27 protein-coding genes are annotated in these 24611 nt (G+C 75.8%); 8 read left to right on the top strand and 19 right to left on the bottom strand.

Annotated features, from left to right (window positions below; genetic code table 11):
- Positions 1-15 precede the first annotated feature (15 nt).
- From PH189_RS07220 to atpF, 4 genes are all read right to left on the bottom strand, one after another.
- Positions 16-933, bottom strand: a complete 918-nt coding sequence (locus tag PH189_RS07220) for a 2-dehydropantoate 2-reductase (protein WP_274188094.1) — start codon at positions 931-933, stop codon at positions 16-18.
- A gap of 37 nt (positions 934-970) precedes the next feature.
- The gene (locus PH189_RS07215) at positions 971-1558 is read right to left on the bottom strand and encodes an RAD23 family protein (RefSeq protein WP_274188093.1); all 588 of its coding nucleotides are present in this window, start codon (positions 1556-1558) and stop codon (positions 971-973) included.
- A 234-nt stretch (positions 1559-1792) separates the two neighbouring features.
- A complete protein-coding gene (locus PH189_RS07210; protein ID WP_274188092.1) occupies positions 1793-2206 on the bottom strand; it encodes a hypothetical protein in 414 nt (137 codons plus the stop codon).
- Between the two features lie 187 nt (positions 2207-2393).
- On the bottom strand, positions 2394-2897 hold the full coding sequence (gene atpF / locus PH189_RS07205) for a F0F1 ATP synthase subunit B (RefSeq protein WP_274188091.1): 504 nt from the start codon (positions 2895-2897) through the stop codon (positions 2394-2396).
- A gap of 170 nt (positions 2898-3067) precedes the next feature.
- Between atpF and PH189_RS07200 the strand changes: the two genes are divergently transcribed.
- Positions 3068-3526 carry a universal stress protein gene (locus tag PH189_RS07200; RefSeq protein ID WP_274188090.1) on the top strand — a complete coding sequence of 153 codons (459 nt, stop codon included), beginning with the start codon at positions 3068-3070 and terminating at the stop codon, positions 3524-3526.
- Here the strand turns inward: PH189_RS07200 and PH189_RS07195 are convergent.
- From PH189_RS07195 to PH189_RS07170, 6 genes are all read right to left on the bottom strand, one after another.
- The gene (locus PH189_RS07195) at positions 3523-4425 is read right to left on the bottom strand and encodes a hypothetical protein (RefSeq protein ID WP_274188089.1); all 903 of its coding nucleotides are present in this window, start codon (positions 4423-4425) and stop codon (positions 3523-3525) included. The two genes, PH189_RS07200 and PH189_RS07195, sit on opposite strands and share 4 nt — an antisense overlap.
- 100 nt (positions 4426-4525) lie before the next feature.
- Entirely contained in the window at positions 4526-4933 is a 408-nt protein-coding gene (locus tag PH189_RS07190; RefSeq protein WP_274188088.1) for an SRPBCC family protein, read from the bottom strand.
- Between the two features lie 62 nt (positions 4934-4995).
- Positions 4996-6273: a PQQ-binding-like beta-propeller repeat protein gene (locus PH189_RS07185; RefSeq protein WP_274188087.1), complete on the bottom strand. Its 1278-nt coding sequence runs from the start codon at positions 6271-6273 to the stop codon at positions 4996-4998.
- A 55-nt stretch (positions 6274-6328) separates the two neighbouring features.
- Positions 6329-6568 carry a hypothetical protein gene (locus PH189_RS07180; protein WP_274188086.1) on the bottom strand — a complete coding sequence of 80 codons (240 nt, stop codon included), beginning with the start codon at positions 6566-6568 and terminating at the stop codon, positions 6329-6331.
- Positions 6569-6771: 203 nt separating this feature from the next.
- Positions 6772-8247, bottom strand: a complete 1476-nt coding sequence (gene mftG, locus PH189_RS07175) for a mycofactocin dehydrogenase MftG (RefSeq protein ID WP_274188085.1) — start codon at positions 8245-8247, stop codon at positions 6772-6774.
- 34 nt (positions 8248-8281) lie between these two features.
- A complete protein-coding gene (locus PH189_RS07170) occupies positions 8282-9358 on the bottom strand; it encodes an LCP family protein (RefSeq protein WP_274188084.1) in 1077 nt (358 codons plus the stop codon).
- 239 nt (positions 9359-9597) lie between these two features.
- Here PH189_RS07170 and PH189_RS07165 point away from each other — a divergent pair, with 239 nt between their 5' ends.
- The 3 genes from PH189_RS07165 to PH189_RS07155 all read left to right on the top strand — a co-directional run bounded on the left by PH189_RS07165 (position 9598) and on the right by PH189_RS07155 (position 10946).
- On the top strand, positions 9598-9807 hold the full coding sequence (locus tag PH189_RS07165; protein WP_274188083.1) for a hypothetical protein: 210 nt from the start codon (positions 9598-9600) through the stop codon (positions 9805-9807).
- On the top strand, positions 9804-10448 hold the full coding sequence (locus PH189_RS07160; RefSeq protein WP_378014974.1) for a DUF7002 family protein: 645 nt from the start codon (positions 9804-9806) through the stop codon (positions 10446-10448). Before PH189_RS07165 ends, PH189_RS07160 begins: the two co-directional genes overlap by 4 nt.
- A 147-nt stretch (positions 10449-10595) precedes the next feature.
- Positions 10596-10946 (top strand): hypothetical protein, encoded by a 351-nt coding sequence (locus tag PH189_RS07155; protein WP_274188081.1) that lies wholly within the window; start codon positions 10596-10598, stop codon positions 10944-10946.
- Between the two features lie 7 nt (positions 10947-10953).
- On the opposite strand, the gene PH189_RS07150 is transcribed toward PH189_RS07155, so the two are convergent.
- The 3 genes from PH189_RS07150 to PH189_RS07140 form a co-directional block, all read right to left on the bottom strand.
- Positions 10954-11946 (bottom strand): potassium channel family protein, encoded by a 993-nt coding sequence (locus PH189_RS07150; RefSeq protein ID WP_274188350.1) that lies wholly within the window; start codon positions 11944-11946, stop codon positions 10954-10956.
- A gap of 147 nt (positions 11947-12093) precedes the next feature.
- Positions 12094-13692 (bottom strand): aldehyde dehydrogenase family protein, encoded by a 1599-nt coding sequence (locus PH189_RS07145; RefSeq protein ID WP_274188080.1) that lies wholly within the window; start codon positions 13690-13692, stop codon positions 12094-12096.
- 139 nt (positions 13693-13831) lie between these two features.
- Complete coding sequence (locus PH189_RS07140; protein ID WP_274188079.1) at positions 13832-14713, bottom strand: SAM-dependent methyltransferase; 882 nt, start codon at positions 14711-14713, stop codon at positions 13832-13834.
- A 477-nt stretch (positions 14714-15190) separates the two neighbouring features.
- Here PH189_RS07140 and PH189_RS07135 point away from each other — a divergent pair, with 477 nt between their 5' ends.
- Positions 15191-15412, top strand: coding sequence for a hypothetical protein (locus tag PH189_RS07135; protein ID WP_274188078.1), 222 nt, complete (start codon positions 15191-15193; stop codon positions 15410-15412).
- A 16-nt stretch (positions 15413-15428) separates the two neighbouring features.
- Here the strand turns inward: PH189_RS07135 and PH189_RS07130 are convergent, their stop codons facing one another.
- Genes PH189_RS07130 through PH189_RS07120 form a run of 3 tightly spaced genes read right to left on the bottom strand, consistent with a single transcriptional unit; the run spans position 15429 to position 19446 of the window.
- Entirely contained in the window at positions 15429-16202 is a 774-nt protein-coding gene (locus PH189_RS07130; RefSeq protein ID WP_274188077.1) for an N-acetylmuramoyl-L-alanine amidase, read from the bottom strand.
- On the bottom strand, positions 16193-17683 hold the full coding sequence (locus PH189_RS07125; RefSeq protein WP_274188076.1) for a CoA transferase: 1491 nt from the start codon (positions 17681-17683) through the stop codon (positions 16193-16195). Before PH189_RS07125 ends, PH189_RS07130 begins: the two co-directional genes overlap by 10 nt.
- Positions 17671-19446, bottom strand: coding sequence for an acyclic terpene utilization AtuA family protein (locus PH189_RS07120; RefSeq protein WP_274188075.1), 1776 nt, complete (start codon positions 19444-19446; stop codon positions 17671-17673). Before PH189_RS07120 ends, PH189_RS07125 begins: the two co-directional genes overlap by 13 nt.
- A 224-nt stretch (positions 19447-19670) precedes the next feature.
- Between PH189_RS07120 and PH189_RS07115 the strand changes: the two genes are divergently transcribed.
- Positions 19671-19871, top strand: a complete 201-nt coding sequence (locus tag PH189_RS07115; protein WP_274188074.1) for a hypothetical protein — start codon at positions 19671-19673, stop codon at positions 19869-19871.
- Positions 19872-19902: 31 nt separating this feature from the next.
- Here the strand turns inward: PH189_RS07115 and PH189_RS07110 are convergent, their stop codons facing one another.
- Positions 19903-20364, bottom strand: a complete 462-nt coding sequence (locus PH189_RS07110) for a hypothetical protein (RefSeq protein WP_274188073.1) — start codon at positions 20362-20364, stop codon at positions 19903-19905.
- Between the two features lie 149 nt (positions 20365-20513).
- On the opposite strand from PH189_RS07110, the gene PH189_RS07105 reads away from it, so the two are divergent.
- A complete protein-coding gene (locus tag PH189_RS07105) occupies positions 20514-21539 on the top strand; it encodes a DUF4185 domain-containing protein (RefSeq protein WP_274188072.1) in 1026 nt (341 codons plus the stop codon).
- Here PH189_RS07105 and PH189_RS07100 read toward each other — a convergent pair whose 3' ends face one another.
- Together PH189_RS07100 and PH189_RS07095 are read right to left on the bottom strand one after the other, a co-directional pair.
- A complete protein-coding gene (locus PH189_RS07100) occupies positions 21540-22337 on the bottom strand; it encodes a class F sortase (RefSeq protein ID WP_274188071.1) in 798 nt (265 codons plus the stop codon).
- 246 nt (positions 22338-22583) lie between these two features.
- Positions 22584-23075 (bottom strand): hypothetical protein, encoded by a 492-nt coding sequence (locus PH189_RS07095; protein ID WP_274188070.1) that lies wholly within the window; start codon positions 23073-23075, stop codon positions 22584-22586.
- 182 nt (positions 23076-23257) lie between these two features.
- Here PH189_RS07095 and PH189_RS07090 point away from each other — a divergent pair, with 182 nt between their 5' ends.
- The gene (locus tag PH189_RS07090; RefSeq protein WP_274188069.1) at positions 23258-24400 is read left to right on the top strand and encodes a DUF5685 family protein; all 1143 of its coding nucleotides are present in this window, start codon (positions 23258-23260) and stop codon (positions 24398-24400) included.
- The last annotated feature ends 211 nt before the right edge of the window (positions 24401-24611 follow it).

The raw sequence follows: 24611 nt of genomic DNA, 5'->3' as shown, positions 1-24611 counted from the left end.
GCGCGAGCCGTCAGGTCACGCGACGTCCGTGTCGCCCGGGTCGTGTGTCGTGTCGTTTCCGGTGCGCACACCCCTGAGGAGAGCCAGGACGGCGTCGTTCAGGGGCGTGGGCACCCCCGTCCGGAGGCCGGTCGCGACCACCGCCCCGGTGAGGTACTCGTGCTCCAGCGGGCGTCCCGCGAGGCGGTCGTAGAGCATCGAGGTGCCCAGTCCCGGCGGCATCCCGTCGTAGTGGGCGACGAGCGCGTCGATGTCGGCGTCGGTGAGCGCGGCCCCGACCGACCGGCCGACCGCCATCACCTCGCCGGCGAGCCCGACCACGAGGTCCCGGGTGGCCGGCTCGGCCAGCACCTCGTTGCGCCGGCCGGTGAGCGCGGTGACCGGGTTGGCGACGGCGTTGCTCAGGAGCTTGCGCCACGCCACGGTCGTGAAGTCGTCCGTGGGCGCGATCTCGAGGTCGGAGCCCTCGTAGACCGCCGCGAGACCGTCGGCCGCCTCGCCGGCGGGCACGGTCAGCCGACCGTAGCCGTGGTGCACCACCCGTCCGGGAGCGACGGCCTCGGCGCCGAGCACGACGGACGCCGGCAGCACGGTGGCGCCGGGGTGGACCAGGCCGTCGACGCGGTCGGCCTGGTCGATGCCGTTCTGCGCCACCACGACGACGGTGCCGGGGCCCGTGAGCGCCGCGAGCCACCCCGCGGCGGACGCGGTGTCCTGCGCCTTGGTGGCGAGCAGGACCCAGTCGGTGGGCCCCACCGCCGCGGGGTCGACGGCGACGGTCGCCGGCACCGTGCGCTCGACGCCGTCGCGGGTGACCGTGAGGACGTCGAACGGCGTGCGCACGCAGACCGTCACGTCGTGACCCCGCTCGGCGGTCAGCGCCGCCAGCGCACCGCCGATGCCCCCTGCTCCGACCACCGCCACGCGCGCCACGGCCCGATCATGCCGGCGAGGCGGGGGGGGGAGCCGGTCAGCGACGGCGGGTGAACGACTCCAGGTCCAGCACCATCTTCGCGACGCGCAGCGAGGTGACGACACCGTCGACCTCCACCGCGGGGCCGCCGCGGTCCTCGCCGTCGAGGCGTTCGAGCAGCGCCTCCGCCTCCGCGAGGTGCGTCGCGGCGAGCGCGGACGCCCCGGTGAGCGCCTCGTCGTCGACTCCCAGCTCGGCGGACCAGCCCGCGTCGGGGATCCCGGCCGCGGCGAGCTCCACGGCGCGCACGAGCGTGCGCCGTTCCGGGGTCCGGGTGTCGTCCTCGAGCGCGGCCAGCTCGGTGAGCAGCTTCTCCACGGCCTTGACGAGGTCGGCCGAGGGCGCGCCCGCGCCGCGCCCGAACACCGGTGGCGGGACGACGCCCTCCGGGCTGCGGGGCGCGGGGATCGACGGACGCTCGGGCTCGAGGCGTGCACGGGCCTCGCGCAGGCGGGCGGTCAGGCGTCCCCCGGAGGAGTCGACGGGCACGGCCGTCGGTCCCGCGACGGGTCCGGCGGCGGGCCGGGCCTCGGGGGCCGGGCCGTCGTCGGCGGGGGACGCGGGGGTCGCGGCGTCGGTCGACAACTGCGCTCCTTCAGGGGCGTGGACATGTCACCGTCGGGCGCCCGAGGGCGTCGAGCGGTGACACAGGGGTCACCCGGTGGATCGTTCCCGACAGGGTGACTCGTTGCGGACCGGTGACGGAACAGCCCGTTCGGGGGATCTCCTTCACCCTATAGGCGTCCTACCAGCACGAACGGACGCCAATAGGGGCCATCGACTAGTCCGTCCGGACGCCGATGATTCGGCGCGAGTGGATCATCCTCGTTGTCGCGCGGGGCTGCGCGGCCCCGACGGGACGCCGCGGTCGGTACGAGCCATCAGCGCGCGAAGGGTCGCCAGCGCGGAACCCGCGCTCCCGCGGCGGTTGACGAACAGCACGCCGGCGACGGCCAGGCCGTTCAGCGAGCCGAGGCCGAGCATCGCGACCTCGAGCACGCGCTCGTCGTCGAACGTCCCGCCCGGGTCCGGCGCGTCGAGCTGGCCGCCGTAGGGCGCCGGCACGGCGGGGACGGGGTCCGCGGCGGACGCAGGCGCCGCCCCCAGCAGGAGAAAACCGGCGATGAACGCCCCCACGAGGAGGGGCAGAGCGAGGACGCCCAGGGTCAGGAGCAGTGCCCTGCCCCGACGCGCCCCCTCGGTACGGCCGTCGTGCCCCGCTCGCTCGCCCATGTGCCGCCCCGTCCGCCCGGTGTGTCCTCGGGCGGACATCGGGGCGGTGCGGCCGGGTCGTTACCGGCACGAGGCCGGTTCGTGTGCGACACGCCACAATCGTGACCTGGCCGTGACCGAGCAGGGGCGAAGCGTCCGATTCGTTCGGTTGCCGCAGCTCAGCGAGCCGCGAGGACCGGACGCGCGGTCAGACCCGCTCGCCGAGGTAGTCGTCGACGGTCTGGCGGTACTCGTCGTCGCCGACCTCGCGGCCGAGCAGGCTGCCGGCGAGGCGACGCGAGAGGCGCGCGACGTCGGGCTGGAGGTCCGAGCTGACCGACGAGCGCTGGGTGGCCAGCTCCTCGCGACCCTGCTCGACGAGGCGGGCAGCCTCGTCGCGGGCGTTCGCGAGGACCTCGTCGTTGCGGCGCTGGCCCTCCTCGCGCGCGGTGTCGCGGATGCGGGCGGCCTCCTCGCGGGCCTCGCTGATGCGGGTGCGGTACTCGGACTGCACGCGGCGGGCCTCGGCGCGGGCCTGCTCGGCGCGCTCGAAGCCGCCCTCGATGCGGTCGTGCCGCTCGGCGTAGACCTTCTCGAGGCGGGGCAGCAGCACCTTGCTCATGACGAGGAACAGCGCACCGAACGCGATCAGCCCGATCACGACCTCGTGCCAGATCGGGGTGAGCACGAAGTAGCCGCTCGCCATGGTCATCGTCGGCTGCACCGCCTGTCGGTCGTCGTCGGGCGTCGTCGGAGGTCACGGCACCACGCGCCGACGGGGTCCGCCGGTCGGGCGCTCGCGCACAGTCTGTCCGATCTCTTCCGGGGAGGCGACCCCGGGTCGCGCGGCGCACCCGCTCGTGAGCGTCCTAGGGTGCCGCCGTGGGTGACTACAAGCTGGTGGCGGTGGGCACGGACGGCTCCTCCTCGGCCACGTCGGCGGTCACGCGGGCCGCGCAGATCGCCGCGGACGCGGGCGCCAAGCTCCTCATCGTCTGCGCGTACGAGAGGTCGGGTCGCAGCAACGACCGCGACCGGGCCGAGGCCGAGCGCGCGCTCGGGGACGAGGCCTACAAGATCATCGGGGCGAACCCCGCCGAGGAGAAGCTGCGCGACGCCCGCGACGTGGCCCGGCGCGCCGGCGCCGACGAGGTCAACACCGTCGCCGTCGAGGGCGAGCCGGTGCAGGCCATCTGCGACAAGGTCGCCCTGCACCACGCCGACCTCGTCGTGGTGGGCAACAAGGGCCTGGCGAGCTTCGCGGGTCGCCTGCTCGGATCGGTGCCCGCCGAGGTCTCCCGACGGTCCCCCACCGACGTGCTGATCGTGCACACGACCTAGCGCGCCGGCGCGGCCTCCTCGAGCACCGGGGCGGACGGTGCCTGCTCGGACGGCGCCGCACGCCGCGGCACCGGGGTGGCGGCCGTCGGCGGGGTGGCCCACGTCCCGGGCACCGTGCAGTACGGCGCGGCGCCGTGGCGGCCGAGCAGCGCGGACAGCGGAGCGTCGGCGAGGACATCGGCCAGCGCGTGCTCGAAGCAGCGCCGGGTGGCGCGGTCACGGGGCCGGGCCAGCGCCTCGGCGAGACGGCGGGTGAGCCGCTCGGAGTCGGCCAGGAACCCCGTCAGCGAGAGGCGCCCGCGGCCGAGCTCGCGGCGGCAACGCCCGGCGACGGTGTCGCCCTCGCCGACCACGCACACCTCGACGTCGACGTCACCCGGCTCGAGCACGGCGCCGGCCGACCCGGCGCTGTCGGGCGCCGACATGGCCGCCCGGAAGACCGCGTTGGTGACGCTGTCCGACGGGTCGCGCACGAGCGCGGCCAGCAGGTTCCAGCCCCCGCGGCTCTCGAGGACGTCGCGCAGGCCGCGCACGTCGACGGTCAGGCGCCGCACCCGCACCGCCCCGTCCCGGGTGAGCAGCTGCTCCACGGAGTCGGGCCGCGTGCCCTCGGGCCCCTCGTCGGGGACGACGAGGTGGAGCCGCGGGACGGCCGGGCTGCCCGGGACCTGGGGGTCGATGCCGCAGACCGCGACGTCGGGCGCCGGCGCCCGGACCGCCTCACGGCTCGGGGTGTCCAGGTACTCCATCCCCGCCATGACCTCCGGCCCGGGGACCTGCCGGCGGGTGGTGCCCGCCGCGAGTCCGGGGGTGGTGGTGGAGGCCGGGAAGGTGGTGGTCCTGCGCGGAGGGATCGGGGGCGTGGTGGTGGCTCGACGACGGACGAACGGGATGCGCACGGGCGTTCCGCTCCCTTGAGGTCGGGAGCCTCCGAGGATGCCAGAGGAGGGTGACGGTCGCCACGTCGCACGATTCAGTCGTGCACCTCACCCGGTCCGGCTAACGGGTCGGCTCGGTGCCCGAGCCGTCGAGGATGCGCTTGAGGTCGGCGAGCGTCTGTTCGAGGCCGGCGCGGATGCCCGGGCCGTCGGCGCGCTCGGTGTGCAGCGTGACCGTCACCCGCGACTCGACGTCGCCGATCCCGGTCACGAACAGCTCGCCGTGGTAGCCGCTGGTGTGCTCGGCGCCCCAGCGCAGGCTCCGCGCGTCGGCGTCGGCGTGCATCCACGCCGTGCCCTCGTAGCGCTCGCCCTCGACGTTCGCGACCACGGCGACCTCCTCGGGTCCCGTGCTCGAGGCCTTCTCGAGGCCGCTGAAGTACTCGGGGAGGTGCGAGACGTCGGCAAGGTAGTCGAAGACCTCCTCGGGAGGACGGCGGACGTCGGCGCTGTGCTCGTAGTCACCCATGGGCGGGGCTACCCCGCCCTGCGACCTCCTAGCCCCCTGCCATCTCCCGGCCCTGGGCCCTTTCAGCGCACGGCGGGCACGATCGTCGCGCCGCCGCCGAACCCGGCCACCCCGGACGCCTCCGCCCCGAGGCCGAGGTAGGCGTTGACCAGCACCGGGGCGGCGCCGGGACGGGTGTCGCGGTCGGCGCCGGTGCGCGCGTCCAGCACGACCGGGCCGTTCACCGTCGTGCCGTACACCGCGCCGTGCCAGGCCGTCGTCAGGCGCGGGGCGACGCGGTTGGCGCCGGCGTCGGGCAGCTCCCACAGCGGGGCGGCGGTGGTGGCGTCGACGGCGAACACGCGGGTGTCGCCGCCGCAGACGGTGGTGGCCGCCTCGTCCCACACGCAGCGCGGGGGCGTGTAGGAGCTCCCGACGTCCACCGTGCGCACCTGCGCGCCCCGCGCGTCGACGAAGCGCAACGACGCCGAGGGCGCGGCGAGCGTCGTCGCCGCCGTGCGCCCGGAGACGACCGCGAGCCCCGGCCCGGCGGGGGTGATCTCCGGGGCGCGCAGGACCTGGCGCCCGAGGCCGCCGGCGACGTCGGGGCGGCGCAGGCCCGTGACGGCGTCGAGGGCGACGACACGCGACTCGGCGTACGCGCGGCTCGCGCCCGGCGCGGTCGCCACCCCGAGCGCGGTGCCCCCGGCGGGACCGTCGGCGAGCACGGCGTCGACCGCGACCCCGTCGGCGCTCCAGAGCACGCGCTGCGTCGTCAGGTCGATCCCCAGCGCGGTGCGCTGGGCGTCGGTGCTCGCGGTCAGGACGGCGACGCCGGCGACGACCCCGGCGACGGTCATCGCGACCGCCGGCGGGCGCTCCGTCCACGGCAGGACCGTCGCCGCGTTCCATCGGAGCGCGCCCGTGCCCGCGTCGAACGCGAGGAGGTCGACCGACAGGCCGGGCGGCGTGGTGCCGGAGCCGGGCACGACGCTCGCGCCACCGACGAGCACGGCGCCGTCGGCGGTGGCGACGGGACGGCCGGCGACGAAGCGGTCGGGCGGCGCGGCCGGCCCCGGGATCGCGGCGCCGGTGGAGTCGACGTGCACGAGGCGCCCGCCGTCGGTCGCCCAGATCGTGGTGCCGACCAGCGCCGCCGGCAGGTCGTCGGCGTCGCGGCCGAACACCCGCGAGCCCGAGCCGCCGAACAGCGTCCCGGTGGGGGCCGCGAACCCGAGGGGCGGGTCGAAGGCCGGCGGCGGGGCGCTGCCGCCGGCGTCGGGATCACCGCATCCGGCGAGCAGCAGCGCGGCCACGAGGGTCCCGGCCACCGTCGCGAGCAGGCGGCGCCGGAGGGACACGGCGGCAGCGTGTCATGCGGCGGCGGGGACGGCCCCGGCACACCCCGGCACGGGACTACTCGCTCGGGACCGCGTCCTCCGACGAGCGGCGCGGGGCGGCCACGGGCAGCGGACCGGTCGCCTGGGCGAGGCGGCGCTGGGCGCGGTTGATGCGCGCGGCGAGCTCGGCGGCCGCGGCCTGCTCGGCCTTCTGCGCCTTGCGCTCGGAGCGCGAGAGGCGTGGTGCCGGGACGGCGGCGGGAGCCTCGGCCGGGCCTGCGGCGGGGGCGTCGACACGGCGGCGCAGGAACGACATCGGGTTCTCCTCGATCACCTCGGAGGGAGGTCTCTCGCGGGAAGTGTCGTCACGGGCACGCTGGACGTGACACTGTTCCACTCCATCGTGTCGCAGCTGTGACCGTGTCCGGTGAAAGATCGGGATGCACCTGCCCTGACCGGCACGAACCGGTCATTCCGCGGCGTGATCACGGCCCTCGGGCGCCCTCGGTGACACCCCTGTCAGGCACGCGATCCGTCCGTCAAGCGACCCGCGATGAGGTCGGCCGCGCGCTCCCCGAGCATGAGCGCCGTGGCGGCCGGTCCGCGGCGGGGCACGGTGGGCAGCACCGAGGTGTCGACCACCCGCAGCCCCGCCAGCCCATGCACCCGCAGCTCGGGGTCGACGACGGCGCCGGGGTCGTCGGCGAGGCCGAGCCGGGCGCTCCCGCACAGGTGCGCCGCCGTCCCGAGGTGCGCGCGGACCCAGGCGTCGAGCCCCCGGTCGTCGAGCCCGCGCTCGGCACCCAGCGCGAACCCGGCGGCCGCGAGCAGGTCGCCCCCGCGGCGCACCGCGCAGCGCATCCGGGCGCGGTCGCGCTCCGAGGCGAGGTAGTCGTGCTCGAGCCTTGGCGGCGCGGCGGGATCGGTCCCGAACGTCATCGTCCCCCGGCTCTCGGGCACCTGGAGCGCGCACATGAGGTGGCACGCGCCGCCCGGGGCGAAGGGGCGGGCGAACAGCAGGATCTCGAGGTCGCCGGCCGGGTCGTCACCACCGTCGAGGTGGACGGCGGCCTGGGCCGTGGGCGCCTCGGGGTGCAGGGCGCCGTCGTCGGTGAAGGCCAGGTAGACGTTCGGGTGGTCGGTGTAGCCCTGCCCGACGCCCGGGCGCTCGTGACGCACCGGGAGGCCGGCGGCGCGCAGGGCGTCGGGTGGGCCGATGCCCGAGATCGCCAGCAGCTGCGGGGTGAGCACCGAGCCCGCCGAGAGCACCACCTCCCCGGCCTCGATGCGCTCCCCGCCCACGGCCTCGACGCCGACGGCGCGGTCGCCGTCGAGCAGCACCCGGGCGACGGTGACGTCGCCGCGCACGGAGAGGTTGGGCCGCGCGAGGTGCGGGATCACGTAGGCCATCGCCGCGTTGACCCGCACGCCGCGACGGACGTTGCCGGGCACCAGGCCCGCGCCGGGCGGCTGGTCGCCGTTCTTGTCCGGCTCGGCGGGCACGCCGACCCGGGCGGCCGCGGCGAGGAAGCGCTCGGTGACGGGCGCGCGCATCTCCCCCGCCGGCCGTACGACCGGCACCGGGCCGGCGTCGCCGTGCAGGGGACCGCGCACGTCGTGGTCGTGCTCGCCGCGGATGTAGTACGGCAGCGTCTCGTCGTACGACCAGCCCGGCCACGCGTCGAGGTCGGCCCGGGTCGCGCGGACGTGGTTGGCGCCGTTGACCGCGCTCGACCCGCCCAGGAGCCGGCCCCGGCCGACCCGCGTGGAGCGCCCCGGCGTCAGGTCGACGCCGACGTCCCAGGTGTGTGGGCCGTCGGGGTCGCACGCGGCGAGCGAGGCGACGTCACGGACCTCGGCCGGGAACGCGGCGGGGTCGGTGACCGCCGCCCCCGACTCGAGCAGCAGCACCCGGCGACCGGGGTCCTCGCTGAGGCGCCCGGCCAGCGCACAGCCGGCCGAGCCCCCGCCGACGATCACCACGTCCCAGCTCATGGCACCGGCATACCCGATCGGCGCCAGGAGCGGGTCAGCGCGGCGTGGCGGAGAGCTGCTCCTGCGGGCGGGCGGCGACCCACTGCGGCACGGCGTCGGTGTTGACCGCGAACCACAGGTCACGGCCGGCGCCGTCGTCGAGGTAGACGACCGACTGCCCGCCCTCGTCGCCGGTCCCGGTGACCGGCACGGTGAGGAACGAGATCGCCGAGTTGCGCAGGTCGCGCATGCCGAACGCGAGCTGGGCGAGGCCGGTGTTCGACAGCGAGTCGTCCACGCCGACGTGGCGAGTCACCGAGTCGACCGCCGCGTACGCGGTCGTCGGGCTCGAGAGCGTCCCGGACGAGAGGGTCTTCTGCACGAACGCGCGCAGGGCGGCCTGCTGGCGACGGACACGGTCGAGGTCCCCGCCGGGCAGGCTCTTGCGCTCGCGGACGTAGACCAGGGCCTGCTCCCCGTTGAGGTGCTGCGGGCCGGCGGGGACGACGACGCCGTCGCGCTCGGTCTCCTGGCCGACGTTGACGTCGATGCCGCCCACCGAGTCGGTCATCTGCGCGAAGCCCGCGAAGTCGATGACGGCGAAGTGGTCGATGTGCACGCGCGAGAGCTGCTCGACGGTCTCGATGAGCAGCGGCGGACCGCCGAAGGCGTAGGCCGCGTTGATCTTGTTCTTGCCGCGTCCCGGGACGTCGACCCAGGAGTCACGGGGGATCGAGATGATGCTCGCGCTCTGGCCGTCCTCCGCGATGGTGGCCACCATGATCACGTCGCTGCGGGTGGAGCCGAAGACCGCGTCGGGCGCGGCGTCGGTCCCGGTGGTCGCCTCGGGCGAGCGGGTGTCCGTGCCCATCAGCAGGAACGTCTGCCCCGCGGCGTCCGCGGGTCGCGACGACGGGTCGATCGGGGCGAACACCGACGGATAGCGGCCGACCTGCGAGCCGAGGTGCTGGGTGACCAGCACGATCCCGGCCGCGGCCAGGAGCACCAGCACGAGCAGGGCGATGAGGCCGACGAGCAGCGCGCGCAGCCCCCGCCGCTTCCGGGCGGGCTCCTCGTCCTGGTCCGGACCGCCGCCCGGGCCTCCGGGACCCATCATGCTGCCGATGCTCATTCCCCGACCATCCCTGCTCCCGGGTCGCCACCTCCGTCGGTGAAGACCTCACTCCCGTTCTCCTCGGACGACGAGCGGCTGCCGTTACGCGGCACGCGGTGTCCGCCGTCACCGTGCAGCCCAGCGTGACAGCCCGTTCACGGGCGGTTCCGGGCGGCTCGTCGCGGCGTACCTGCCGTCGCCCGACCGGACGCCGACACCCGGTCCGCCGGACGGACCGGCGACCTACCCTCGGACGGGTGACGCCCGATCGAGACACCGGCGACGCCGTCCTGGAGCGAGAGGCCGCCCGCGTGGCCCTGGGCCCCGTGCCCGCCCCGCGACCCGAGCTCCTCGAGCGGGTGCTCGAGGGACTCCGCGACCTGCCCGCGGCCGTGCCTCCCGCGCGCGACGGCACGTCCGACGAGGGCGGGGACGCCGCGCTGCCGCTGCCGCGCCGCCGCTCCTGAGCACCACGGGACCCACCGGCATCACGCCCGCCGAGCTCGTCTCCCGCCACCCGCGGCTGTTCCACATGACCGAGCCCGGTGCGTGGCCGTCGATCCGCGCCGAGGGCCTGGCGAGCGCCGCCGCGCTGGTCGAGCGCTTCGGAGCCGCGCCGGCGCTGGTCGCCGGACGCCGCCCGGCCGCCGTCACGCTGCACGCGCCGGGCCGCGACCCGGTCGTCCTGCGCGACAACGGCGTGCTGCACGACGGCCAGCTCGCGCGCTGCCTCGAGGGCATGGGCGTCGCGGACTTCTACCGGATGCTCAACGCGCGGGTGTACCTGTGGCCGACGCGCCGGCGCGTCGAGGGGCTCCTGGCGGCCCGCGCCTACCGCCATCGCGCCCACCTCGTGCTCGAGCTGGACACCGCCGCCCTGCTGGACCGGCACGCCGCCGCGGTGCGCCTGTCCCCCATCAACATGGGGGCGACGCTGATCAACCCGCCTCGGCGTGGTCCGGACACCGCCCGCCCGCTCGCGACGTGGCCCCGCGGGCGAACCCTCGCCGAGGTGACCGTGGAGCACGCCGTCCCCGACGCCGCCGAGCTCGTGCTCGGTGCGGCCGTCCACCACCCCGGCGGCCACGTCGAGCCCCTCGACCTCTGACCGCCCGGCGGGGTCACCGGACGGCTCGGCGACTCCCCCGCTGCGCCCTGCGCGAACGGGCCGACACCACGGGGCGGGCGGGCCTACCGTGGTCGGCACGCACCGACGCCGGCGCCGACGCGCCGCCGACGGGAGGAGGCCCCGGCGATGACCGTTCCCGACCCCGGCCACCCCGACGCCCGGCCCGGAGGCCGGCGACCGAGCAGCGGCATGGACCCCATGCCGTCCTCGGTGCCCCCACCCCCGCTGGGCGACCGGCCGGACACCGACGTGCCGCGCCGTCCCATCCCGGGCGACCCGGCGCCGGACGGACGCCTCGAGCTCGTCGCCGCCGGTCGCGACGACCGTCGCAAGCACGTCGTCGACGTCGTCTCCGGCGAGCTCGGCGACCCGACGGGGCTGCGCGCACGGTGCGGCGCCGCCGTCGAGCAGGTGGTGCCGGGCCTGCGGGCGGAGCAGGCGGACTGTCCCGGGTGCCTGCTCTCGGTGCACCGCTAGGAACGGGTCAGTCGTCGGGTCCCGCCCGCCGCACGCACAGCAGACGGTCGCCGCGCTCCAGGGCGTCGACCTCCGGGGCGTCGATGGCGTGCACGTGCCCGTCGCGCACGACGCCCAGCACGATGTCGCGCAGGTGCCGCGGCGAGCCGCCGATCTCGTTCTCGGTCACCGCCCGCTCGCCGAGGCTCAGGCCCGCCTCGGGCGAGATGAGGTCCTCGACGACCGAGACGACGGCCGGCGTCGTGGTGGCCATCCCGAGCAGGCGGCCCGCGGTCTCGGCGGACACGACCACCGAGTCGGCGCCGGACTGCCGCAGCAGGTGCACGTTCTCGGCCTCGCGCACCGCCGCCGTGATCGTGATCTTCGGCGCCATCTCGCGGGCCGTCAGGGTCACCATGACGGCCGTGTCGTCGCGGTTGGTGGCGACGACCAGGGCCGTCGCGTGCGGCAGCCCCGCGGTGCGCAGCACCGACGACTGGGTCGCGTCACCGCGCACCGTCACCAGCCCGAGCGCGGACGCGGCGTCGAGCCGTCCGCGGTCGGTGTCGACGACGACGATGTGGTCGACGTCGTGCCCGTCGCCGCGCAGCGTGGTGACCGCGGCCTGGCCCTTCGTCCCGTAGCCCACGACCACGACGTGGTTGCGCACGCGGGACCTCCAGCGGTTGATGCGGAACGCCTGGCGGGACCGCTCGGTGAGCAGCTCGACCGTGGTGCCGACCAGGACGATGAGGAACAGCAGCCGCAGGGGCGTGATGACGAGGATCGTCCACAGCCGCGCGGACTCGGTCACCGGCACCACGTCGCCGTAGCCGGTGGTCGAGAGCGACACCGTCGCGTAGTAGAAGGCGTCGATCAGGCCGATGCCGTCGTCGTTGTTGTTGTCGACGTAGCCGTCGCGCTGGAAGTAGACGATCAGCGCGGCGGCCGTCAGCGCGCCGAGGGCCAGGAACAGGCGCCGCAGCAGCGCCACGATCGGCCCGACCCCGGACTCGGGCATCTGCACCGAGGCGCCGCCCTCGATGCGCGCCGGTGAGGCGTCCCGCGACACGCGGCCTCGCAGGACCATCTCCCGGCCCCTCCCGCGGCTCGTCGGTCACGACGGCGGGCCGCCAGGGGCGCGCGCCACGGCGAGGTTACCGGGGCACTAGGTGGGCGGGGTGCGCTGGTAGCCCGGGAAGTTGCCGAAGATGTTCTCCCCGGGCGGGCCCTCGGTGACGGCGTGGACGAGGTACTCGCCGCCCACGAACGCGCCCTTCCACGACTCGCCGCGCCCGCCGAACGCCTCGTCCTTGTCGCCGCGCGAGCGCAGCTTGTTGATCCCGACCTTGAACGCCTGGACCTGCTCGGCGAGCCGCTCCGCCTTCTGGGTGTCGTCGCTCGCGATGCTCGCGACGAGCGCGCCGTTGGACGCGTTCATCTGCGCGAGCAGCTCGGCCTCGGTGTCGACGACGATGATCGAGTCGACGGGCCCGAACGGCTCCTCGTGCATCAGCCGCGACGCTCCCGGAGGGGCGAGCATCGAGACCGGGGCGTGGTAGGCGGAGGTGTCCTGGCCGGGCAGGAAGCGCCCGCCCGCCTTGTCGCCGCGGAAGAGCGGCACGGCCCCGTGACGCAGGGCCTCCTCGACGCTCTCGTCGAGCTCGGTGGCCTTCGCCGCGGAGATCAGCGGGCCGAAGTCGAGGGTGGGCAGGTCGTCGACCCCGTCGCCGCCCTCCTCGACGGCGAGCGGGTGCCCGAAGCGGACGCCCTCCAGCACCGGCAGGTACGTCGCGAGGAACTGGTCGACGAGCTTGCGCTGCACGACGAAGCGCGGGTAGGCGGTGCAGCGCTGCTTGGCGTACTCGAAGCCCTTCTTGAGGATCCCCGAGAACGTCTCCCAGTCGGAGAACTCCCAGACACCCCAGGTGTTGAGGCCCTCCTGCTCGAGCATGTGCCGCTTGCCCGTGTCGGCGAGCTGCGCGGCCACCCGGCCGCCGTTGGACCGCCCGCCGACGAACGCCAGCGCCCCGATCTCGGGCGAGCGGATCAGCGCGTCCGAGAGCTCCGAGCCGTCGCCGGCCAGCAGCGTCACGGGCAGCCCCTCGCGGGCCATGAGCGCATGGGCGACGGTCAGCGTCATCCAGCCGCCCTGGGTGGGCGTCTTCGCGACGACGCCGTTGCCCGCCAGCAGCTGCACCAGCTCGGCGTGCACCTGCACGCTCATCGGGTAGTTCCAGCTCGCGATGTTCGAGACCGGGCCCTCGAGCGGCGCGCGCTTCGCCGGCGCCCCCTCGACGTCGCGGGAAAGCATCCCCTCGATCTCCTCGACGTACCAGCGCACGCCGGAGATGCACCGGTCGACGTCGGCGCACGCCATCGCCCACGGCTTGCCGATCTCCCAGCACAGCAGCAGCGCGAGGTCGTCGCGGGCGCTCTCCATCGCGTCGAGGGACGCCGACACCCGGCGCCGGCGCTCGTCGAGGTCGACGTCGCCCCAGGAGCGGTGCGTCGCGGCCGCGCGCTGCACCGCGTCCGAGGCGGTCGCCGCGTCGACCTTGAGCATCGTGCCCAGGGACGAGCCGTCGACGGGGCTCGTCTGCTCGCTCGGCGTCCCGACCGCCTTCCACTCGCCGTCGACGAGGTTCGCGGGCCCGTCGTCGGCGAAAGCCTCCCCGGCGAGGTCGCGCACGCGGCCCGTCACGGCGGACCAGCTGACGCTCTCCGGGACGTGGAGCCGGGCGGTGCCGTCGGCAGCGTCGCTCATGATCGTGGTCTCCCGTGTCGCTCGGGGTCGGGACCCGACGACCATAGGCACCCCGGGCGCCCCACGGGAACCGTCCGACGGTCGGGGTCGTGCCCTGCCGTGCCCGGATGATCACCGCGGGTGATCGGGGTGGGAGTCCTCAGCGGGTCGCGGTGACGAAGTCCGCCCGCCCGTTGAGCCGCTGGGTCAGGGGGTCGAACGTCCGGCCCCAGCCCGCCGCGACGTCCGTGGCGTTGTCGCGGTGGACCGTCCAGCCGTGCGCCGCGAGCTGCTCCCCCGGGTCCGGGCGGTCGTCGCTGTGGAGCAGCTCCGACATGTCGACGCCGATCCCGTCGGCCACCCGCCGGAACGCCGGGTCCTGCAGCTGCCTCGCGATGTCGGTGAAGTCCTCGAGCGCGACCCGCGAGCCCGGGGCGGAGCGCTCGTCGACGGCCGCGAGCAGCGCCTCCTGCGCGTCGGCGGGCAGGTACGGGAGCAGGCCCTCGGCGAGCCAGGCGGTGGGCGCGGTCGGGTCGAAGCCGGCGCCGTCGAGGGCGCCGGTCCAGTCGTCGCGCAGGTCGACCGCGACGGTGCGCCGGTCGCACCGCGGCCGGCCGCCGCCGGGCGCCTCGCCCAGCACCTCGTCCTTGAACGCCAGCACCGCGGGCTGGTCGACCTCGAAGAGCGTGGTGCCCGGCGCCCACTCCAGGCGCTGGGCCCGCGCGTCGAGCCCCGCGGCGAGGACGACCGCCTGGCGGATCCCCGCCCCGCCCGCGGCGTCGAAGAACTCGTCGAAGAAGCGGGTCCGCACGCCCATGTAGCCCGACATCATCTGCCACAGCTCGTCCTCGGAGTCGCTGCGCGGCGTGACCGGGCGTGTGGGCAACGGCGTCGGGGGCTCGGCGGCCGCGACGAAGCGCTCGGCGTAGGGATCGGAGATCAGGGCGTCCTGTCGGTGGGTGTCGACCGAGCGCCCGGCCGCCACGACGAGGGCCGTCAGACCCACGCTCGACACGATGTCCCACTGCTCGTACCGGTTCACGAGACGTCCTCCGGGTTAGAAGTTAGTTCGGCTAACAATCTATCGGAGATCGCTTGTGCACAACGAACAGTGACGAGCCGAACATCAAATGTCACCCTCCGCGTCGGGGCGGGCGACGAGTCGCCGAGCGGTCCACCCGCCCGGGTGAATAGTTGAAAACTTGAGTCAGAAGACGGGCACTCTTCCGTCACCACTCGTGACAGCGGCTCCACGCCGACGCCTGCCGTCCCCCGACGGTGGTGCCGCGCACCGGAGCCGGACCGGGACGGCATGCACCCCCTCGTGCCGGAACGTGGAGGAGAGAGACCGATGGAGAACGAGGCCCGGTGTCCCGCACGCCTGGACCCCGCCCAGCCCACCACTGGGCCCACCACTGGGCCCACCACTGGGCCCACCACTGGGCCCACCACTGGGTCGGCCGCTGGCCGTCCCGACGCCGACCCGGCGCACGCCGCCCCGATCGGCCGGGTACCGCAGGTGGACTGGCTGACCGCGCAGGCGGAGCTCGACGAGTGCGACGGCTACATCGTGCTCGCCGTCGACCCGCAGACCGGCGAGGTCGACGCGCACGGCCCGTACCCCGGGTTCGATGCTCTGGAGGTCGCGGAGTCGCTGCGCAGGACCCTCGACCGCGAGGAGCTCGCCGACGTCGTCGTGCGCGTCGTGCGCTGGCACCAGGAATCGACGGGCGCGGCCTGATCCCCCGGCGTGGTCCTCAGCGGCCCAGCGTCCGCAGGATCCCGTCCGCGATGCCGTCGGCGTAGCGCTGGCGACCCGCGGGATCGGTGAGCACGGAGGCCTCACCCGGGTTGCGCATGTTCGCGCACTCGACGAGCGCGGCCGGCACGCGCGCGAGGTTGAGCCCCGCGAGGTCCGGGCGCGGGTCGAGCCCGCCCTCGCCCCGGTAGGTCGACGGCGTGGACCCCCGGCCCTCCAGGCCCGCCACCAGCGCGCGGGCGAGGTCGAGCGACGGCCCGCGCTGCGAGGGGGCGAGCGCGGGGTCCGCGACGGCGACGTGGAACCCGCGGTCGTCGGCGGCGGGCGCGGAATCGGCGTGGATCGAGACCGTCAGCGCGGCGCGGGCGTCGTTCGCGGTCGCGGCCCGCCGGTCGACGCACGGGCCGACGCCGGCGTCGTCGGAGCGGGTGGAGCGCACGTCCACCCCGCGCTCGGTGAGCACGCGGGCGACCCGGCGGGCGACGTCGAAGGCGAAGGCGTGCTCGGCGTAGCCGGTCACGGTCTCGGTGCCGGTGGTGTTGCAGGGCTTCGTGCCGCCCCGGCCGTCGGGCACCACGCGCGCGATCTCGTCCGCGGCCCCGGCGTTGCCCCCGTTGTGGCCGGGGTCGAGGACGACGACCGGCACCCCCGCTGCCGCCCGGGCCCGCGGGGCCGGGGAGGGCGCGGCCGTCGTGGGCGGGGCGGGGGTCGTGCCGCACGCGACGAGGAGAGCCGGCAGGAGGAGCAGGACCGCGTGGCGGATCATCGCCATGCGCGCTCCGAGGACCCGCGCGCCACGAGCACCGGGTCGTAGTGCCCGGGCGTCGCCGACATCGCCACCTGGTCGGTGACGCCCTGATACCTGCCGAGCCCGGTGTCGGCGGTGAACGTCTCGGGATCGAGGTAGCGGTGCTCCTCGGTGCTGCCGGCCGTCGCGTGCGCCCACCCGTGGTCGAAGAGCCCGAGCGAGAGGATCCACAGCGCGACCCGGGTCAGGGACACGTGCACGTGGTACGAGCCGCCCTCGACGGCCCGGCGGCGCAGCGCGGAGACGACCCCGGCCTGCGCGAGCCACGGGACGATGTAGTCGTTGACGACGAGGATCGGGGGCAGGCGCGGCCGGTCCGTGCTGGTGGCGCCGCCGCCCTCGAGCATCATCATCCCGGTCACCGAGCCCGCGGTCTGGTCGAAGCCGGGCCGGCCCGCCCAGGGCCCCTCCAGGCCGTGCAGCGACACCGTCACCGACACGAGCCCCGGCCGCTCGGCCACCGCCCGGCCCGGTGCGAGCCCGATCTCGTCCAGGAACGCCGGGCGCCGGTTGTGGAAGAGGACGTCGGCGCCGGCGAGCAGCCGGGTGAGCTCGGCGCGGTCGCGGCGGGGGTCGAGGAACGCCGAGCGCATGCCGACGTTCGCCGACGCGTAGGTCGTCTCGTGCTCGGTCTCGCCGGGACGCCAGAGGTTGAGGACGTCGGCGCCGTGCAGGGCGAACGCGCGCCCGAAGCCCGCCCCGGCGATCACGTGGCCCATCCCGAGCGCCCGCAGGCCCGAGAACGGCTGCGCGCCGGGCGACGGGAGCGGTTCGGGTTCGCTGTCGCCGATCCTCGTGACCTCGACCAGCGGCAGATCGGCCAGCACGTCGGTGTACTGACGCTCCGCCAGCATCTCCGGCAGCGTGCGCACCCGCGGCATGACGACGCCCGCCTCGGCCGCGGCGTCCTCGAGCTCGTCGGCCCTCCACCGCCCGATCGCCTCGGTGACCGCGGCCTTCGTCAGCGGGATGCCGAGCAGCTCCTGGGCCCGCTCTCGCAGGTTCGGGTACATGTTCTGCGGCAACACCCAGTGCCCGTCGGCACAGCGGAAGAACGCGAACCCCATCGCGTTGCCCTGCTCGACGCTCGAGGCCACGGGGTAGCCGCCGAGCAGCTCCCAGCGCCGGTCGTAGAACGGGCAGAGCCGGTGCGGCGAAGCCCGCAGGTCGACGTGCACGTCCTGGCCGGGCCCGCCGCGGTCGCGGTGCAGCGCGGCCGCGGCGACGGACTTGGCCAGCAGGCCGATGCTCGCGGCCGCCCCGACGCGCACCGGGCTCGGGACGACGGGATCGAGGCCGGTGAGGGTCACCGCGCCGCCCGCGTCCGCGGTGCACAGGCCCAGCGGGGCGAGGACGTCGTCGAGCTCGGCAAGGGGGTCGAAGCCGTCCTCGCGGTCGATCGGGTTGTCCCAGGCGTGCTGGAGACGGCTGGTCAGATCCGACATTCGGGAACCTCCGTCACCAGTGCCTCCGGCACGGCGACGAAACGGGCGCGCAGGAACTCGGCGACGGCCTTGCCGGCGATGTCGGGCCGCCCGTTGGACGACGCGCCCTTGCCGAGGACGTCGTGGACGACGAAGTGCACCGCCCGCAGGGTGGGGAACTCGTGGCGCTCGACGACGACGTCGGCGGCGTCGGGGAACAGCGCGCGCAGGCGCTCGGTCGACAGCGTCCCGCGCAGCCAGTCCCAGGCGCGCTCGTGGGCGTCGGCGCCGATCCAGAGCCCGACGTTCGAGTTGCCGCCCTTGTCGCCGCAGCGCCCGTGCGCGACGAGCCCGAGCGGGGCGCGGCGGGTCGGTCCGAGGTCGGGGACCGGCGGCGCGTCGTCCGAGGGCCGCTGGCCCGTGACGGGCGCGCGGACCGGCGTGTCCTTCACGGACGTGCGCGTCCCGTCCGCGGTGACGACGACGTGGTCGAGGACGTCCATCGGCACGAGCGCGGGCCAGTACTCGACGACCGGCGCGCACACCTTGAGCGGGCTGACGTAGAGCCCCGGGTAGCCGGGCAGGAAGAGCCCGGTCATCGGCGCGACGAAGTGCTGCGCGTCGACCGGGCTCCTCGTCCGCGACTGCGCCGTGACGAGGACCTGCTGGGCGGCGGCCCACTGGTCGGGCGGGTCCTCGACGGGCGTCCCGATGCGGTCGACGCGCAGCAGGCTCAGGTCGAGCCCGTCGGTGATCCGCTCGACGTGGGTGCGCAGCAGCGCGACCTTGGCCTCGAGGTCGAGCCCCGTGGCGTAGAACGCGACGCTCGACTCGAAGCCGCCGGGCGCGGTCATCGCGAGCTTGGTGGTCGGGGGCGGCGGCGAGCCGGTGACCCCGGTGATCTCGACGCGGTCCGGGGCGACCTGGGTGAGGACGACGTCGTCGAGGTGCACGGTGACGTCGGGGTTGAGGTAGGTGGGGCCCTGGATCTCGTAGAGCAGCTGCGCGGTGACGGTGTCGGTGGTGACCGTGCCGCCCGCGCCCTCGTGCTTCGTGATCACCGCCGTCCCGTCGGCGGCGATCTCGGCGATCGGGTAGCCGAGGTCGTCGACGCGCGGGACCGTCGTGAAGCCCGAGAAGTTGCCGCCGGTGGCCTGCGGGCCGCACTCGATGACGTGGGCCGCGGCCACCGCGCCGGCCAGCGGAGCCCAGTCCTCGGTACTCCAGCGGTGCCACCACGCCGCCGCCCCGACCGTGAGCGAGGCGTCGGTGACCCGCGGGCAGATCACGACGTCCGCGCCGCCGGCGAGTGCGGCCGCGATGCCCCAGCCGCCCAGGTAGGCGTTCGCGGTGGTCGGCTCCAGGCCCGAGTCGGCGAGCGGCACGCCGGTGTCCAGGTGCTCGAGCGCGCCGAGGGTGTCGAGCCGGGCGGACAGGTCGTCGCCCTCGACGTGCGCGACCACGAGCCCGAGGCCCGCCTCGGCGATGACCCGGCGCACCTCGTCCGCCAGGCCCGCGGGGTTGAGCCCGCCCGCGTCGACCACCAGGCGCGCACCGCGTTCGGCCAGCAGGCCCACCGCGTCGGTGAACTGGGCCAGGAAGCTGCGTGCGTAGCCCAGCGCGGGGTCATGCGCGCGCTCGAGGGCGAGCTGGCGCAGGGTCGGCTCGGCGAGGTAGTCACCGGTGACGACGTCGACGGATCCCGCCAGGGCGTCGCGCAGGCCGGAGAACCGGTCCCAGAGCCAGCCGGCGCAGTTGGCGACGCGGACCGGACGGTCAGTCACGCGGGCTCCCAGGAGGGTGATCGGACGGTCGGGCGGGCCGGAGTCTCCCTCGCCTCACCGACGCCCGCTGAGTGACGCAGGTCACTTCGCGATGAGAGCAACCTGAGCGCTCGTCACCCGTGCGGCTCAGTGAACGTACGGACCGTCGCCCTACCGTGAGCACGTACCGGCCACCGGCCGGACAGACCGGCCCGGGCGAAGCGGGCCACCCAGGGGGGAACCACATGAAGACGTTCGCGCTCGCCCTCGGCGGCCTCTCCGCCGCCTGGCTGGCCGCGCCGACGGTCGCGATGACCGCCCGCGGCACCCTCGACCAGCGGGCCCGCGCCGGCTGGCGGACCCTCGTCCCGGTGCCCGCGCCGCGGTCCCTGGCGACGATCCCGGCCCCGCGCCGCGGCGACCTGGACGACCGCGTCCCGGCCTGACCTGTGGGTCCGGCCTGCTGGGCGGCGGCGCTCAGGCCGCGACGACGGGCCGGGGCAGCGGCTCGAACAGCGAGCCCCCGAAGACGCCGCGGCCGGTGCCGACACTGGCGAGCAGCGCGTCCTGGCAGCGCCGGGCGAGCCGGGCCACGGCCGCGCCGTCGTTCACCCCGCGGGCCCGGGCGATCTCGTCGAGCACGTGCTGCGGCCAGCCCGTGAGGTCCGCCCGGCCGGCCTCGCAGGCCGCCACGACCTCGGCCCACCGCGCCGCCTCGACGTCGCCGCGCCCCCGGTCGAGGAACATCGTGCCGAGGTGCTCGCTCACCGCGAGGACGTTGTGCGGCGTCGTCGGGAAGCCGGCGCGCAGGAGGAGCGCCTCCGCGAGGTCGGGCGAGAGCCGCGGCCCGGGCGTGACGCCGGGCCGGTGGCGCAGCGCCGCCACGACGGTGAACGCGAAGACGACGAGCAGTGCGACGGTGCCGACCACGGTGTCCACGACGAGGACCTCTCTCGAGCCGCCCCTGGTGGCGGGATGCCTCCGGAGTCGTCCGTCGAGACCTGATCGTTACGGCCGACGGCCGCGTTCCGCCGCCGCCCGTTCGGACGTGCTGCGCCCGCCTGCGGGTGAGTCGGTATACAGCGGGCATGCGCACGCTCGAGGTCACGAAGCTGCGGGACCTGACCGGCCCGGGGCACACCGACGACTACGGGATCGGCGGGACCGACCTCGGCGCGGCCGCCACCGCGCCCGACGGCCGGATCGTGGCCGTCTTCGGCGACACCTTCGAGAGCAGGGAGGCCGGCGGCCCGGGCTGGCGCTCGCCGGTGATCCTCTTCGGCGATCCGGGCTCGGTGCGCTCCGGGCTGAGGTGGACGGGCGCGGCCGGGCCGTCGCGCGGCTACGCGGACCAGGTCATCAGCTACCGGCACAACGCCCGGATCGGCGGCCGGTTCGGCGGGCTGATCGGCGGCACCAGGATCACGACCCAGCTCCCCACGGACCTGATCACCGTCGGGGACACGATGTACCTGCACGTCATGGCCTGCGAGGGCCTCGGCAACGTGCACTGGACGGAGATCCACCGCTCGCGCGACAACGGCGTCAGCTGGGAGTCGACGGGCCTGTCCTGGCCGGGCGGACACCTCGGCGGGCACTTCCAGATGCTCACCTGGGAGCTCGGCCCCGACGGCTACGTCTACGCGCTGACCACGGGGTTCCAGCGGGACAAGGGCCTGCTGCTGCACCGCGTCCCCGCCGACCACCTGCTCGACGCCGCCGCGTGGGAGGGCTGGGGGTTCGCGGGCGGCGCGTGGGCCTGGGGGAACGTGCCGACGCCCGTGCTGCCCGGCGCCTTCGGCGAGCTCTCGCTGCGCCGCGTCGACGACACGTGGTGGCTGTGCGCCTTCGACGCCGGGAACTACCGCGTCGACCTCGTCCCGATGCCGGACGGGCCGACGACCGACCTGACCACCGCCGAGCGGCTCACCGTGATCGGGGGCTGCGGCTGGCACGACGAGGACCACGGCTGCGGGCGCGTCGCCCAGCCCTACGGCGGCTACATCCTGCCCGGGTCGACGCCCGACGAGATGCACCTCGTGGTCAGCCAGTGGAACACCGGCGCGAACTGGCCCTACCGCGCGATGCAGTTCCGGGCCCGCATCGGCGTCTGATCACATCGGCGTTGGTCGGGACACCTCGCGCGCGAAGACCACGGTGTTGTCGCGGTACGAGCCCGCGCCGGAGTCGAAGCTGCCGGCACAGGTGATCAGCCGCAGCTCCGGGCCCGTGGTCGGGCCGTAGACGCGGTCGGTGGGGAACGCGTCCTTCGGAAAGACGGCCACCTCGGTGACCTCGAACGTCACCGTGACGCCGTCGGCGCGCACCACCTCGGCGCGCTCGCCCGGCCGCAGGCGCCCGAGCTCGAAGAACACCGAGGGACCGGCCTCCGCCGAGTCCACGTGCCCGATGATCACCGACGGCCCCTGCCGGCCCGGGGTGACCGAGTAGCGGAACCACGCGGCGTGGTCGTAGCCGGGCGTGCCCTCGACGGGCACCTCCATCGTCCGGTCCGGGTTCAGCCCGACCTGGTCGACCGGCGAGTCCACCCGGATCGCCGGGATCCGCAGGGTCGCCGGAGGCGACGACGTCGCGATCGGCCCTGTCTCCGCAGCCCGGCCCGGCGGGGGCGGCGGACCCGCGGCGGCCGCCGGCGACGGGGTCGGCGGCGTGCCCGTCTGATCCACGAGCGCGTACCCGAGCAGCGCGACGCCCAGCACCGCGAGCACCACCGCACCGACGACGAGCGCCCGGCGGAGCGGGTCGGGGCGGGCCTGGGCGGCGGTCTCCGGATCGGGGTCGGCGGTCCCGGCGTCGGCTGTGTGGGCGGTCCTGGCGTCGGCGGTCCCGGCGGCGTCGGCGTCGGCCGTCCCGGTGTCGGCGGTCCCGGCGTCGTCCTGCCCGGTGCTCACGGTCCCCGCCTCCTGCCGCTCGACCACCGCTCGCCTGCCCGTGCCTGCGGCGCCTTCACACGAGGTGCGCCGGCTGCCGTTCTACCCGGCCCCGGGCGCGACCGTGGCACGGCGCGAGGGGCACGGTGCGCATGATCGTCGCGTCCGCGCGCCTGCCGAACGTGCCCCTCGCGAGGAGGGGCCGCCCCGGCAGGCGACGACCCCGCACATCGCGCGGTGTGCGGGGTCGTCGGGTAGTGCCGCGTCTCAGTCCGCGCGACGGCGCCGGGACGCGGTCGCGCCCAGCGCGCCGGCACCCACCAGCGCGAGCGCGCCGGCGCCGATCAGGCCGGCGTGCTCGACACCCGAGGTCGAGCCGCCCCCGGTGGCGACACCGCCGGACGGGGTCTGGCTGGCGCCGCCACCCGAGCCCGAACCGTCGGCACCCGCACCACCGGCACCGCCCTCGCTCCCCGAGCCGTCCGAGGCCGACCCGCCGGGTGCACCGGTGCCCCCGGCACCGCCACCCCCGGCCTGCGCGCCCGCCTCGCCGCCGGCCCCGGGCTGGCCCGGCGCGGCACCGGGCTGGCCTGCGACGCCCGGCTGACCTGCGGCGTTGCTCGGCTGTCCCTGGCCGGGCACCGGCGGCGGCGGTCCCTGCGCCTCGGGCGCCTGCGAGCAGCCCGTCAGGATGCCGAGTCCGATGGCGCCCGCCACCGCCGGCGCCGCGAGCCGTCGTGCCCTGTTGCTCGAGATCACGCGTTCTCCCCGATCGTCGTCTCCCACACCCGCCCCGTCAGCACGCGGCGCGGTCCCCGCCACCGTTCCCGGGTGCCCCGCCGGCGACACGCGATCGGCGCAGGGCGTTGCGACGAACGGCGCCTCCTCGGGCGGCGAACGGCCGTCGTGATCGACATCGTCGCGCGCACTACCGTTCCCGCGTGCTCGGCATCGTGCGGCCCTGTCGTCACCACCTCTCCCCCGCGCTGCACCGTCGCTGGGCGGCCCACCTCTGCGGCACCTGCCTCGCCCTGCGCGACGGTCACGGCCAGCTCGCCCGGGCCGCGACCAACGTCGACGCCCTGCTCGTCTCGGTGCTCGCCTCGGCGCAGACCCCGGTCCCCGCACGATCGAGCCTCACGGCGACCGACCGCCTCGCCGGCCCCTGCCCCGCGCGCGGGATGCGCACCGCCACCGTGGCCACCGGCGACGGCGCCCGGCTGGCGGCGCACGCCGCGCTGCTGCTGGCCGCCGGCCACGTCGCCGACCACGCCGACGACCGCCAGGGCGCCTTCCGGCACGCGCCGGTCGCGGCGGTGGGCCGCCGGCTCGCCGACCGCTGGAGCGACCGGGCGCGCGTCACCGCACCCGCGGGCTTCGACCCGGCGGCGCTGCTCGCGGTCCCGGCACGCCAGCACGCGGTCGAGCAGGGCGCGACGGCGACGCTCGAGGAGGCCACGGCCCCGACCGCGGATGCCGTGGCGGCGGCGTTCGCGCACACCGCGGTCCTCGCCGGGCGGCCGGACAACGCCGCGCCGTTGGCCGTCACGGGCGCCGCCTTCGGCCGCCTCGCCCATCTCCTCGACGCTCTGGACGACCTGGACGACGACCGCCGCGCCGGCCGCTGGAACCCCGTCGACGCGACCGGGGCCGGCGTCGAGGCCACCCGCGGCCTGGCCCGCGCCCAGGTCGCGACCCTCGCCGCGACCCTGCCCACCGTCGAGCTCGCGGGGCCCGAGCTCGACGCGCGGCTCGCCCACCGCCTCCTGGTGCACGAGACCGAGCGGGCGTGGCAGCGCACGCACGCCCGAACGGAGCAGCCGCCCACCGACCAGCCGCCGCACCCTGGCGACGGGGCGCGGGGACGCCCGCCCCGCGGCCTCCTCGCGGGCTGCGCGGCGGCCGCCGGGCTCTGCTGCACCGGCCAGCTCTGCTGCGCCGACGAGTTCCAGGGACCGTGGAGCGGCCGACCGCGGAGCAACCCCTGCGCGAACTGCTGCGACTGCACCGAGTGCAGCTGCGACTGCTGTGACTGCTGCGGCTCCGACGGCTGTTGTTGCGACGGCTGCGGCTGCGGCGACTGAGGGCACACCGCCCGACGAACGGGCGAACTCGCGCGCCGAAGGGGCGACCCGCCGTTCCCCACCCGGTCCCGGCACGTTGGACCCGACCGGGTGATGCTGGCGCGGATCGCGGCGGACCCCCATCTCGACCCGGCCGTCGCGACCCCGTCGTCGCGGCGGGGCCATGACGGCCAGGCGTCGGTGCCAGGTGTGTGTGAGAGAGCGGAGGCAC

Origin of the sequence: Actinomycetospora chibensis, assembly GCF_028737215.1 — a bacterium.
GTDB lineage: Bacteria > Actinomycetota > Actinomycetes > Mycobacteriales > Pseudonocardiaceae > Actinomycetospora > Actinomycetospora chibensis.
This window is presented reverse-complemented; position numbering and strand designations above follow the sequence as displayed.

Bases quoted from the DNA above. Each gene is read 5' to 3' on its own strand.
- PH189_RS07210 (WP_274188092.1), bottom strand. From the start codon at position 2,206: ATGGGCGAGCGAGCGGGGCACGACGGCCGTACCGAGGGGGCGCGTCGG.
- atpF (WP_274188091.1), bottom strand. From the start codon at position 2,897: ATGACCATGGCGAGCGGCTACTTCGTGCTCACCCCGATCTGGCACGAG.
- PH189_RS07190 (WP_274188088.1), bottom strand. From the start codon at position 4,933: ATGGGTGACTACGAGCACAGCGCCGACGTCCGCCGTCCTCCCGAGGAG.
- PH189_RS07180 (WP_274188086.1), bottom strand. From the start codon at position 6,568: ATGTCGTTCCTGCGCCGCCGTGTCGACGCCCCCGCCGCAGGCCCGGCC.
- mftG (WP_274188085.1), bottom strand. From the start codon at position 8,247: ATGAGCTGGGACGTGGTGATCGTCGGCGGGGGCTCGGCCGGCTGTGCG.
- PH189_RS07170 (WP_274188084.1), bottom strand. From the start codon at position 9,358: ATGAGCATCGGCAGCATGATGGGTCCCGGAGGCCCGGGCGGCGGTCCG.
- PH189_RS07155 (WP_274188081.1), top strand. From the start codon at position 10,596: ATGACCGTTCCCGACCCCGGCCACCCCGACGCCCGGCCCGGAGGCCGG.
- PH189_RS07150 (WP_274188350.1), bottom strand. From the start codon at position 11,946: ATGCCCGAGTCCGGGGTCGGGCCGATCGTGGCGCTGCTGCGGCGCCTG.
- PH189_RS07145 (WP_274188080.1), bottom strand. From the start codon at position 13,692: ATGAGCGACGCTGCCGACGGCACCGCCCGGCTCCACGTCCCGGAGAGC.
- PH189_RS07130 (WP_274188077.1), bottom strand. From the start codon at position 16,202: ATGGCGATGATCCGCCACGCGGTCCTGCTCCTCCTGCCGGCTCTCCTC.
- PH189_RS07125 (WP_274188076.1), bottom strand. From the start codon at position 17,683: ATGTCGGATCTGACCAGCCGTCTCCAGCACGCCTGGGACAACCCGATC.
- PH189_RS07115 (WP_274188074.1), top strand. From the start codon at position 19,671: ATGAAGACGTTCGCGCTCGCCCTCGGCGGCCTCTCCGCCGCCTGGCTG.
- PH189_RS07105 (WP_274188072.1), top strand. From the start codon at position 20,514: ATGCGCACGCTCGAGGTCACGAAGCTGCGGGACCTGACCGGCCCGGGG.